This window comes from Aequorivita iocasae (assembly GCF_016757735.1).
GTDB classification, from domain to species: Bacteria; Bacteroidota; Bacteroidia; order Flavobacteriales; family Flavobacteriaceae; genus Aequorivita; species Aequorivita iocasae.
In genome coordinates this window covers 2,027,637-2,040,497 of sequence record NZ_CP068439.1, presented here as the reverse complement: position 1 = coordinate 2,040,497, position 12,861 = coordinate 2,027,637, and the positions used below count along the sequence as shown (strand labels likewise).

Annotated in this window: 8 protein-coding genes; 1 reads left to right on the top strand and 7 read right to left on the bottom strand. The window is 41.1% G+C overall.

Annotated elements, in window-relative coordinates; translation table 11 throughout:
* Positions 1 to 289: 289 nt before the first annotated feature.
* A complete protein-coding gene (locus tag JK629_RS09445) occupies positions 290 to 1,888 on the top strand; it encodes a peptide chain release factor 3 (protein WP_202335384.1) in 1,599 nt (532 codons plus the stop codon).
* 73 nt (positions 1,889 to 1,961) lie between these two features.
* On the opposite strand, the gene JK629_RS09440 is transcribed toward JK629_RS09445, so the two are convergent.
* From JK629_RS09440 to rplK, 7 genes are all read right to left on the bottom strand, one after another.
* Positions 1,962 to 2,282 carry a DUF3467 domain-containing protein gene (locus tag JK629_RS09440; protein ID WP_202335383.1) on the bottom strand — a complete coding sequence of 107 codons (321 nt, stop codon included), beginning with the start codon at positions 2,280 to 2,282 and terminating at the stop codon, positions 1,962 to 1,964.
* A gap of 53 nt (positions 2,283 to 2,335) precedes the next feature.
* Entirely contained in the window at positions 2,336 to 6,634 is a 4,299-nt protein-coding gene (gene rpoC, locus JK629_RS09435) for a DNA-directed RNA polymerase subunit beta' (protein WP_202338039.1), read from the bottom strand.
* A 93-nt stretch (positions 6,635 to 6,727) separates the two neighbouring features.
* Complete coding sequence (gene rpoB, locus JK629_RS09430; RefSeq protein WP_202335382.1) at positions 6,728 to 10,540, bottom strand: DNA-directed RNA polymerase subunit beta; 3,813 nt, start codon at positions 10,538 to 10,540, stop codon at positions 6,728 to 6,730.
* A 137-nt stretch (positions 10,541 to 10,677) separates the two neighbouring features.
* Positions 10,678 to 11,055 (bottom strand): 50S ribosomal protein L7/L12, encoded by a 378-nt coding sequence (gene rplL / locus JK629_RS09425; protein WP_202335381.1) that lies wholly within the window; start codon positions 11,053 to 11,055, stop codon positions 10,678 to 10,680.
* A 57-nt stretch (positions 11,056 to 11,112) separates the two neighbouring features.
* Positions 11,113 to 11,634 (bottom strand): 50S ribosomal protein L10, encoded by a 522-nt coding sequence (gene rplJ, locus JK629_RS09420; RefSeq protein ID WP_202335380.1) that lies wholly within the window; start codon positions 11,632 to 11,634, stop codon positions 11,113 to 11,115.
* 12 nt (positions 11,635 to 11,646) lie between these two features.
* Positions 11,647 to 12,345 carry a 50S ribosomal protein L1 gene (rplA, locus tag JK629_RS09415; RefSeq protein WP_202335379.1) on the bottom strand — a complete coding sequence of 233 codons (699 nt, stop codon included), beginning with the start codon at positions 12,343 to 12,345 and terminating at the stop codon, positions 11,647 to 11,649.
* Between the two features lie 21 nt (positions 12,346 to 12,366).
* Positions 12,367 to 12,804 carry a 50S ribosomal protein L11 gene (gene rplK, locus JK629_RS09410; RefSeq protein WP_202335378.1) on the bottom strand — a complete coding sequence of 146 codons (438 nt, stop codon included), beginning with the start codon at positions 12,802 to 12,804 and terminating at the stop codon, positions 12,367 to 12,369.
* Between the last annotated feature and the right edge of the window lie 57 nt (positions 12,805 to 12,861).

The following is a 12,861-nucleotide window of genomic DNA, read 5'->3' as shown; positions in this document are numbered from 1 at the left end:
AAAAGACATACGTGTTAGTACGTATATATGCTGAATATAAGGCTTTTGAGATATCTATAGGTAGGAAAAAAACAGCGTTCTAACCTTTTGTTTCTTTATTTATCATAAAAAGCGACCCCGATATTTAGAATATTGACTGTACATAAAACAAAAACTAACAAGAAAAAAACCGTAGGAAAAATTATAGATTTATCGCAAAAACAGATATAAAGATTGATTAATTATATTAGTCAAGAGGCCAATTCTATACTTACAAATTTTATCTTTGCAACCAATTTAGATTAAAAAAATGTCCCTACAAAAAGAAATAAAACGCCGAAGAACTTTCGGTATCATTAGCCACCCCGATGCGGGAAAAACTACTTTAACGGAGAAACTACTTCTTTTTGGTGGAGCCATCCAGGAAGCGGGCGCGGTAAAAAGCAACAAAATAAAAAAAGGCGCTACCAGCGATTTTATGGAAATAGAGCGCCAGCGTGGAATATCCGTGGCAACATCCGTGTTGGCTTTTGAATACGAAGGCATAAAAATCAACATTCTTGATACGCCCGGCCACAAGGATTTTGCCGAGGATACTTTTAGAACATTGACTGCCGTTGATAGCGTAATTGTGGTAATTGACGTGGCAAAAGGAGTTGAGGAACAAACCGAGAAACTTGTTGAAGTATGCCGAATGCGCAATATCCCGATGATTGTTTTCATCAATAAAATGGACCGCGAAGGAAAGGATGCTTTTGAATTGCTCGACGAGATTGAACAAAAACTGAACCTACGCGTAACACCTCTAAGCTTCCCCATCGGAATGGGATATGACTTTAAAGGAATTTATAATATTTGGGAAAAGAATATAAATCTTTTTAGTGGCGATAGCAGAAAAAATATTGAGGAAACCATTGAAATTGAAGATGTTCAAAGCCCACAACTTGAAAAGCTTATTGGCGAAAAACCAGCAAAAACCCTTCGCGATGAACTGGAATTGGTTTATGAGGTCTATCCAGATTTTGACCGTGAGGAATATTTGGAAGGGAAACTTCAACCCGTTTTTTTTGGTTCGGCTTTGAATAATTTTGGCGTGCGTGAATTGTTGGATTGTTTCGTAGAGATTGCCCCTACCCCGCGCCCAAAAGAAAGCGACACGCGTTTGGTGAAACCGGACGAAAAGGAATTTTCGGGCTTCGTATTTAAAATTCACGCAAATATGGACCCGAAGCACCGCGACCGTTTGGCTTTCGTGAAAATTGTTTCGGGTACTTTTGAAAGAAATTCACCGTATTTGCACGTTCGAAATGGCAAAAAATTAAAGTTCAGTAGCCCAAATGCATTTTTTGCTGAAAAAAAACAAATTGTTGATATTTCCTATCCCGGCGATATTGTCGGGCTTCACGACACAGGAAATTTTAAGATTGGCGATACGTTGACTGAAGGCGAGGAAATGCGATATAAAGGCATCCCCAGCTTTTCACCGGAACACTTTAAATACATCAACAACGCAGACCCAATGAAGAGCAAACAGCTTGAAAAAGGCATTGACCAATTGATGGATGAAGGTGTGGCGCAACTTTTCACTTTGGAATTGAATGGCAGGAAAGTAATAGGAACCGTGGGCGCACTTCAGTTTGAAGTAATTCAATATCGTTTGGAACACGAATATGGCGCAAAATGCAGCTATGAAAATCTAAACGTGCACAAAGCCTGTTGGGTAGAAGCAAAAGATCCAAAAAGCGAGGAATTTGCAGATTTTAAAAGGGTTAAAGCGAAGTTTTTGGCGAAGGACAAGCGCGGCCAATTGGTGTTTTTCGCAGATTCAGCATTTACGCTGCAGATGACGCAATCAAAATATCCGAATGTGAAATTGCATTTTGTGAGTGAATTTGAAAAGACAAAATAAAAAGGCTTTAGGCAAAAAACCCATAACTTATAACTAAATAAAAAAAATCCAGCTCAAAAAGCTGGATTTTTTATTATGCTTCGCCGGTCGGGCCGAAGTTTAAAGGAATGGGCGGTTGCTCGTAATCCTTTATTTCGCCGTGGGCGTTCTCAAATCTTTTTACATTGTCGTTCAATGCCTTTAGGAATCTTTTTGCGTGCTGTGGCGTCAAGATAATTCTCGACTTCACTTTACTTTTTGGGATTCCTGGCATTATGGTAACAAAATCAACCACAAATTCAGAAACGGAATGATTGATAATTGCCAGGTTACTATAAATTCCCTGCGCAACACTTTCATCCAATTCTATATTTATCTGCCCTTGCTTGGGCTGTTCTTTCTTTTGATCTGCCATGTGTTTTTTATAAAAAGAAAAGGTGCGTTTCTCAAAACGCACCTTTTTCAGTATTAATTATAATTTACTTCTTGCTTTACGCGGTTCATTTCCTCAAGCTCTTGTTTAGAGCCTACAATTATAGTATCATATCTACGCATACCGGTTCCGGCTGGTATTTTATGTCCTACAATTACGTTCTCTTTCAAGCCTTCCAAAGTATCTACTTTACCGGCAACAGCCGCTTCGTTAAGTACTTTGGTGGTTTCCTGGAATGAAGCTGCAGAGATGAATGACTTGGTCTGTAACGACGCTCTGGTGATACCTTGAAGTACCGGAGTTGCCGTTGCAGGAACCGCATCGCGCGCTTCTGCAAGCACTTTGTCATTTCTTCTCAATAAAGAGTTTTCATCGCGAAGTTCACGTGAAGTAAGGATTTGTCCTTCCTTCAAGTTTTCGGAATCACCGGCGTTTGTTACCACCTTCATTCCAAAAATCTTATCGTTTTCTTCAATGAAATCATCTTTATGAGCCAATTGATCTTCAAGGAAAGTTGTATCTCCCGGATCCTGGATCTGTACCTTGCGCATCATTTGGCGAACAACCACCTCGAAGTGCTTGTCGTTAATTTTCACCCCTTGCAGACGGTAAACCTCCTGAACTTCGTTCACAAGATATTGTTGTACTGCTGAAGGGCCTTTAATGCGAAGGATATCCTCTGGCGTAATGGAACCATCGGAAAGTGGCATACCTGCACGAACGTAATCGTTTTCCTGAACAAGAATTTGGTTTGATAGTTTTACCAAATACTTTTTCAGTTCGCCCAATTTGGACTCGACGATAATCTCGCGGTTACCACGCTTAATTTTTCCGAAGGAAACTACCCCGTCAATCTCGCTAACAACCGCTGGGTTGGAAGGATTACGCGCTTCAAAAAGTTCGGTAACACGTGGAAGACCTCCAGTAATATCACCCGCTTTCGCAGACTTACGTGGAATTTTCACCAGTACTTTACCAATCTTGATCTTGTCGCCATCGTCCACCATCAAGTGGGCACCAACCGGCAGGTTATAGCTTCGGATAATTTCGTCTTTCTTCCCTAAAATCTGCAGGGTCGGGATACGTTTTTTATCTCTAGATTCTGTAATTACCTTTTCTTGGAAACCGGTTTGTTCATCGATTTCAACCTGATAGGTCAAACCTTGAACAATGTTTTCGTATTTGATCTTTCCAGCAAATTCAGAAATAATTACCCCGTTATATGGATCCCAAGAACACACAACATCACCGGCATTTAGGCTATCGCCATCTTTCACATACAGTGTGGAACCGTAAGGAATGTTGTTGGTGCTGAGTGTAATTCCTGTTTTCTTGTCAACAAGTTTAATTTCAGAAGTACGGGAAATAACGATATCTACCGTTTTTCCTTGGTTGTCTTCACCTTTAACGGTTTTAAGATCTTCGATCTCAGCTTTTCCGTCAAATCTAACGACCAATTTATTTTCTTCGGAAATGTTACCCGCGATACCACCCACGTGGAAGGTACGTAGCGTAAGCTGTGTACCGGGCTCCCCGATGGATTGTGCGGCCACAACACCTACTGCTTCACCACGCTGAACCATTTTATTGGTTGCAAGGTTACGACCGTAACACTGTGAACAGATTCCTTGTTTTGCCTCACAAGTTAGGGCGGAACGAACTTCCACACTTTCCAAGGGCGATTTTTCAATGGCTTCTGCTATTTCCTCAGAAATGTGATCGCCGGAGGCAACCAATAATTCCTTGGTCAATGGGTTTACGATATCATTAAGCGCGGTACGCCCAACAATTCTATCTCCCAAAGTTTCTACAACTTCTTCGTTCTTTTTCAATGGTGAAACCTCGATTCCACGAAGGGTGCCACAATCTTCAATATTGATGATAACATCTTGTGAAACATCCACCAAACGACGGGTTAGGTAACCTGCATCCGCTGTTTTAAGAGCGGTATCCGCAAGACCTTTACGCGCACCGTGGGTAGAGATAAAGTACTCAAGAATTGATAGACCTTCCTTAAAGTTGGAAAGAATCGGGTTCTCAATAATCTCGCCTCCACCGGAGTTTGATTTTTTTGGTTTCGCCATCAATCCACGCATACCTGTAAGCTGGCGAATTTGTTCCTTGGAACCCCTCGCACCAGAGTCAAGCATCATATACACAGAGTTGAAACCTTGCTGATCTTCACGAATACGCTTCATAGAAAGCTCGGTAAGTTCAGCGTTGGTTGCGGTCCAAATATCAATTACCTGGTTGTAACGTTCGTTGTTGGTAATTAGACCCATGTTGTAGCTGTTGATAATGCCATCTACTTGTTCGTTGGCACTATCAATCATACTTTGTTTTTCGGCAGGAATGATAATATCACCCAGGCTGAAAGACAATCCACCCTCAAAGGCGAATTTATAGCCAAGGGTTTTAATTTCATCAAGGAAAGCTGAAGTAACGGGAACTGAAGTTACTTTCAAAATCCTTCCGATAATATCACGAAGTGATTTTTTCGTCAATACCTCATTAATGAAACCAGCTTCTTCGGGAACTTGCTCGTTGAAGATTACTCTTCCCAAAGTTGTGGTGATGATTTGTTTTACCAATTCACCATTTTCGTTGAAATCCTTGGTACGTATTTTTATTTCGGCATTCAAATCTACTTGCCCTTCGTTGTAGGCAATAATAGCTTCTTCGGCAGAATAAAAAGTAAGTCCTTCTCCTTTAACCACCACATCGCCCATGGTCTTTTTCAGTTTGGTCATATAATAAAGACCCAAAACCATATCCTGTGAAGGAACCGCAACCGGAGATCCGTTCGCAGGGTTCAAAATGTTATGCGAAGCGAGCATCAACAACTGGGCTTCCAAAATAGCCTCTGGCCCAAGTGGAAGGTGTACCGCCATCTGGTCACCATCGAAATCCGCGTTGAATGCGGTACATACCAATGGGTGCAGCTGGATTGCCTTGCCTTCAATCAATTTAGGCTGGAACGCTTGGATTCCCAAACGGTGAAGCGTTGGAGCACGGTTTAGCAATACTGGGTGTCCTTTCAAAACATTTTCAAGAATATCCCAAACTACCGGCTCTTTTTTATCTATAATTTTCTTTGCAGATTTTACTGTTTTTACAATCCCTCGCTCAATCAATTTACGGATTACGAAAGGTTTGTAAAGCTCGGCAGCCATATCTTTTGGAAGACCGCACTCGAACAATTTCAATTCTGGTCCAACGACGATTACCGAACGTGCCGAATAATCCACACGCTTACCAAGCAAGTTTTGACGGAAACGACCTTGTTTTCCTTTCAATGAATCTGAAAGGGATTTCAACGGACGGTTGCTGTCAGTTTTTACCGCGGAAGATTTACGTGTATTGTCAAACAATGAATCTACCGATTCTTGAAGCATACGTTTTTCGTTACGAAGAATAACTTCTGGAGCTTTAATCTCCATCAATCGCTTCAAACGGTTGTTACGAATGATTACTCTTCGGTAAAGATCGTTCAAATCTGATGTTGCGAAACGACCACCATCAAGTGGCACCAATGGACGTAATTCTGGCGGAATTACCGGGATTACTTTCATAATCATCCATTCGGCCTTGTTCTCGCGGTTTTTGTTTGCATCACGAAGTGCTTCCACAACTTGAAGACGTTTCAGCGCTTCGGTTTTACGTTGTTTTGAAGTTTCGTTGTTTGCTTTATGGCGAAGGTTGTACGAAAGTGTGTTCAAATCGATTCTTTGTAAAAGATCGATCAAGCACTCCGCTCCCATTTTCGCGATAAATTTGTTTGGATCGCTTTCTTCCAAATATTGGTTCTCCTGCGGAAGTGTGTCAAGGATTGCAATGTATTCCTCTTCAGTAAGGAAATCCATTTTCTTAACGGCTTCACCACCTTCGTATTTTGCAATACCTGGCTGAATTACTACATAACGCTCGTAGTAAATGATCATATCCAATTTCTTGGAAGGCAACCCAAGAAGGTAACCAATTTTGTTCGGAAGGCTTCGGAAGTACCAAATGTGCGCCACGGGAACCACCAAATTGATATGCCCCACACGGTCACGACGTACTTTCTTCTCCGTTACTTCCACACCACAACGGTCGCAAACAATACCTTTGTAGCGTATTCTTTTATATTTACCACAGGCACATTCGTAATCCTTTACCGGACCGAAAATGCGCTCACAGAAAAGACCGTCACGCTCTGGCTTGTGCGTACGGTAGTTGATTGTTTCGGGTTTTAGAACTTCGCCGCGTGATTCCGCCAAAATGGATTCAGGAGAAGCCAAACCAATAGAAATCTTGTCGAATTTCTGTACTGTGTTTTCTTTATTTCTGTTCATCATGATTTAAATAAACTTTGTTGTTGTTTTTGAAACCATTTAAATGGTTTCGGTAAGAATTTTTGAGACCCCTGCATTAGCAGGGGTTTCAATTTATTCTTCTAATCTAATGTCAAGACCCAATCCTTTCAATTCGTGCATAAGTACGTTGAAAGATTCCGGTAATCCTGGTTCTGGCATGGTTTCACCCTTTACGATTGCCTCGTAGGTTTTCGCCCTTCCAATAACATCATCAGATTTAACAGTCAATATTTCCCTAAGTGTGCTGGATGCACCATATGCTTCGAGTGCCCAAACTTCCATCTCCCCAAAACGCTGACCACCAAATTGTGCTTTACCACCAAGCGGCTGTTGCGTAATAAGTGAGTAGGGACCGATTGAACGCGCGTGCATCTTATCATCTACCATGTGGCCCAGTTTCAGCATATAGATTATACCTACGGTTGCAGGTTGATCAAAACGCTTACCGGTTCCACCGTCAAATAGATAGGTGTGTCCAAATCTTGGGATTCCAGCTTCATCGGTCAATTCATTGATTTGATCAATGGTTGCACCATCAAAAATCGGGGTTGCATATTTGCGACCTAATTTTTGTCCAGCCCATCCAAGAACCGTTTCATAAATTTGCCCAATGTTCATACGCGATGGTACCCCAAGTGGGTTCAACACGATATCAACAGGAGTTCCGTCTTCAAGGAAAGGCATATCTTCTTCACGTACAATACGTGCAACAATACCTTTGTTTCCGTGACGTCCCGCCATCTTGTCCCCTACTTTCAGTTTACGCTTTTTAGCGATGTAAACTTTTGCAAGTTTCAAAATTCCGGAAGGAAGCTCATCTCCCACAGAGATTGTAAACTTCTCACGACGCAAGTTACCTTGAAGGTCGTTTTCTTTAATTTTATAGTTGTGCATCAAATCTGCCACCAACACGTTGGTTTCATCATCGGTCGTCCAAGTACCACCAGTTAAGTGGGTGTAATCGTCAACGGCATGGAGCATTTTTAATGTGAACTTTTTACCTTTTGGGAATACTACTTCGCCAAGGTCATTGTTTACACCTTGGGCAGTTTTTCCACCTACAATGGCGAAAAGTTTTTCAACCAATACATCTTGAAGCGCAACAAATTTTGCTTCGTATTTTGCCTCAAGTTCAGCGATATCTTCTTTGTCTTTCGCTCGCTTACGTTTATCTTTTACAGCACGGGCAAACAATTTCTTGTCTATTACCACGCCATTCAAAGACGGTGAAGCTTTAAGAGAAGCATCCTTAACATCACCTGCTTTATCACCAAAAATGGCACGAAGCAGTTTTTCTTCTGGAGTTGGATCGCTTTCTCCTTTAGGAGTAATTTTTCCGATAAGGATATCACCAGGTTTTACCTCGGCTCCAATTCGGATCATACCGAATTCATCCAAATCTTTTGTGGCTTCTTCCGATACATTGGGAATATCATTTGTCAATTCCTCGTTACCAAGTTTGGTATCACGAACTTCCAAAGAATATTCATCTATATGGATAGAAGTGAAAATATCTTCACGAACCACTTTTTCAGAAATAACGATTGCATCCTCAAAATTGTAACCTTTCCAAGGCATGAAAGCGACTTTCATGTTTCGTCCCAGTGCAAGTTCTCCTTTTTCGGTAGCATAACCTTGGCAAAGTACCTGTCCTTTTTTAACTCTATCGCCTTTGCGAACAATAGGCTTCAAGTTAATGGAAGTACTTTGGTTTGTTTTTCTAAATTTAATTAATTGATATGTTTTTGAATCGCTATCAAAACTTACCATACGCTCTTCCTCGGTACGGTCGTATTTAATGGTAATTTCATTTGCATCAACGTATTCAACCACACCATCTCCTTCAGCATTTATCAATACACGGCTATCGGAGGCAACTTGTCTTTCAAGACCTGTTCCAACGATTGGTGAATCTGCAATCAACAAAGGTACCGCCTGGCGCATCATGTTTGACCCCATCAATGCACGGTTAGCATCATCGTGTTCCAAGAAAGGAATCAACGATGCAGAAATAGATGCAATCTGGTTTGGTGCAACATCGGCGTAATTTACTACTGTTGGTTCCACAAGTGGGAAGTCACCTTCCATACGTGCAATTACCTTATCTGTATCAATTTCACCCTTATCTGTTAATGGTATATTGGCTTGTGCAATATGTTTTTCTTCCTCTTCTTCAGCAGAAAGATAAACGGGTTCGTGCTTCAAGTCAATTTTTCCATCCGTTACTTTACGATATGGAGTTTCTATGAAACCAAGGTTGTTCACTTTGGCATAAACCGCAAGTGAAGAAATAAGACCAATGTTTGGTCCTTCCGGGGTTTCAATCGGGCACAGCCTTCCGTAGTGTGTATAATGAACGTCACGAACCTCGAAACCTGCCCTTTCACGGGATAGACCACCTGGCCCAAGTGCTGAAAGACGACGCTTGTGCGTAATCTCTGCCAGAGGGTTGGTCTGGTCCATAAACTGAGAAAGCTGGTTGGTACCAAAGAATGAATTGATTACTGACGAAAGTGTTTTCGCATTAATCAAATCAATAGGTGTAAACACCTCGTTGTCACGAACGTTCATGCGCTCACGTATGGTACGCGCCATACGGGCAAGACCAACACCAAACTGTTGTGATAATTGCTCCCCTACAGTACGTACACGACGATTACTAAGGTGGTCAATATCATCAATCTCAGCTTTGGAGTTGATAAGCTCGATCAAGTATTTAACAATGGTAATGATATCTTCTTTGGTAAGCACTTGCTTATCCATTGCGATATCAAGACCAAGTTTTTTGTTCATTCTGTAACGACCTACTTCACCAAGATTATATCTCTGGTCGCTGAAGAAAAGTTTGTGGATGATGCCACGAGCTGTTTCCTCATCGGGCGGTTCAGCGTTACGAAGCTGTCTATAAATATGTTCTACCGCTTCTTTTTCTGAGTTGGTAGGATCCTTTTGCAAAGTGTTATGGATAATTGCGTAATCTGCCTGAAGATTATCCTCTTTATGTAATAATATAGTCTTAGAACCAGAATCAATTACTTCGTCAATATGTTCTTTTTCAAGAACAGTATCACGGTCTAAAATAATCTCGTTACGTTCTATGGAAACAACCTCGCCAGTATCTTCATCTACGAAATCCTCATGCCAAGTTTTTAGCACACGGGCGGCTAGCTTACGACCAATATATTTTTTAAGTCCTGTTTTTGAAGCTTTTACTTCTTCCGCAAGATCAAAAATTTCAAGAATATCCTTATCCCTTTCAAAACCAATGGCACGGAAAAGTGTAGTTACAGGTAACTTTTTCTTACGGTCAATGTACGCGTACATTACACTGTTGATATCTGTGGCAAACTCAATCCACGAACCTTTAAAAGGGATTACACGGGCAGAGTAAAGTTTGGTTCCATTAGCGTGGAACGACTGGCCAAAGAACACCCCTGGCGAACGGTGAAGTTGCGAAACAACTACACGCTCGGCCCCGTTGATGCAGAAAGTTCCGCTAGGGGTCATGTACGGGATTGTACCTAAGTAAACATCTTGCACGATGGTTTCAAAATCTTCGTGCTCGGCGTCCGTACAGTACAGTTTTAAACGTGCTTTTAAAGGCACGCTATAGGTAAGACCACGTTCAATACACTCCTGTATGGAATATCTTGGCGGATCTACGAAATAGTCCAAAAACTCTAAAACGAATTGGTTTCGGGTATCGGTAATCGGGAAATTTTCCAAAAAGGTTTTGTACAATCCTTCTTGGCCTCTTTCTTCTGATTTGGTTTCCAACTGGAAAAAATCCTGAAAGGATTTAATCTGAATGTCCAAAAAGTCGGGATATTCCGGCTTATTTTTTACAGAGGAAAAATTCAATCTTTCAGTTTGCGTTGCTGACATCTATGGACGGAATTTTAATTAAAATAAAAATGAAATAATCGTATAAAAAGGCATTCACCATTATATACGCAAAATGGTTTAGGTCTTTCCCGAACTATCGGGAAGACCTAAACCTTAAGGTTTGGAACGTAGGGAGCTTACTTAAGCTCAACCTCTGCTCCAGCTTCTTCTAATTGAGCTTTTAAAGCTTCAGCTTCATCTTTAGCTACACCTTCTTTAATAGGAGATGGAGCATTATCAACTAATTCTTTTGCTTCTTTAAGACCAGCGCCAGTTAATTCCTTAACTAGTTTTACAACTGCCAGTTTAGATGCGCCAGCAGCCTTCAACATTACTGTGAATTCTGATTGCTCTTCAGCGGCTTCTCCACCAGCAGCAGCACCACCAGCAGCAACAGCAACAGCTGCAGCAGCAGGCTCGATGCCATACTCATCTTTTAATATTGTAGCTAACTCATTAACTTCTTTTACTGTTAGGTTAACCAATTGTTCTGCGAAATCTTTCAAATCTGCCATTTCTATCGTTTTTAAAAAAATTGTGTTTATATAAATTAATTAGTGCTTAATGAAATTTTATCCTTCTCTCTCGGATAAGGTTTTAACAAGTCCTGCAATTGTGCTACCACCACTCTTAAGAGCAGAGATAACGTTTTTGGCAGGGGATTGTAGCAACCCGATAATTTCTCCAATAAGCTCGTCTTTAGATTTAAGCTCAACCAGACTATCCAATTGGTTATCGCCAACGTAAATTGACTCTTGGATGTAGGCTCCCTTTAAAAGAGGCTTATCAGATTTTTTTCTGAATTCCTTAATTACTTTAGCTGGAGCATTTCCTGTTTCAGAAATCATCAAAGATGTGTTTCCTTTCAGGATATTTGTAAGCTCACCAAAATCTTTATCGGAACTTTCCATTGCTTTTTTAAGCAATGTGTTCTTAACAACTGCCAACTGAACACCTGCTTTGAAGCAAGCCCTACGAAGGTTGGAAGTATTCCCTGCGTCTAGTCCTGAAATATCTGCCAAATAGATATTGGCATTATCAGACAACTGCGCAGTCAACGTTTCAATTACTTGTGATTTTTCTTCTCTTGTCATAATTTCCAGTTTTTACTGCTCAGTAAACCTTTTAGTGTCGATTTCAACACCTGGGCTCATTGTGCTAGACATATAGATACTCTTTATGTAAACACCTTTTGCCGCTTGAGGCTTTAGCTTAACGAGGGTTGTTAATAATTCTCTTGCATTTCCTGCAATTTTTTCGGCATCAAAAGATGCTTTTCCGATTGCTGCGTGTACAATACCGGTTTTGTCAACCTTAAAATCGATCTTACCAGCTTTTACATCAGAAACTGCTTTAGCAACGTCCATTGTCACTGTACCTGTTTTTGGGTTTGGCATAAGGCCACGAGGACCTAATACGCGTCCTAAAGGACCTAATTTACCCATTACACTTGGCATAGTTACTATAACGTCAACATCTGTCCATCCTCCTTTAATTTTGTCGAGGTACTCATCTAGACCTACGTAGTCTGCTCCTGCTTCTTTAGCCTCGGCCTCCTTATCTGGAGTTACCAATGCCAACACTTTAACGTCTTTACCTGTTCCGTGTGGAAGGGTAACAACGCCTCTAACCATTTGGTTCGCTTTACGTGGATCCACGTTAAGACGTACCGCAAGGTCAACGGAAGCATCAAACTTTACGCTGGTGATTTCTTTTATTAAAGCAGAAGCTTCAGCTACTGAATAGGCCTTGTTAGGCTCTATTTTTGAAGCGGCTTCCTTTTGCTTTTTAGTTAATCGTGCCATTTTATAGATTCTTTTTTCAGATTAAAAAGGTGCGTCACCTTTTACTTTAATTCCCATGGAACGTGCAGTACCAGCTACCATTTTCATGGCAGACTCAACGGTAAATGCATTAAGATCGGGCATTTTGTCTTCCGCGATCGTTTTGATTTGGTCCCAAGAGATTGTGGCTACTTTTTTTGCGTGTGGTTCACCGGAGCCCTTTTTTGCCTTAGCAGCTTCAAGTATTTGTACGGCAGCGGGTGGGGTTTTAATAACAAAATCAAATGATTTGTCTTTGTAAACCGTGATCGCTACTGGCAATACTTTTCCTTGCTTATCCTGGGTTCTAGCATTAAACTGCTTGCAGAATTCCATGATGTTAACACCGGCAGCACCAAGGGCAGGTCCAACTGGTGGTGATGGGTTAGCAGCACCTCCACGAACTTGCAACTTAACTACTTTACTAACTTCTTTTGCCATTTCTAATTTTTAAATGTGGTCCTTCAAAAGTGGAAGCCTCTGAAAAAACCTATTAAG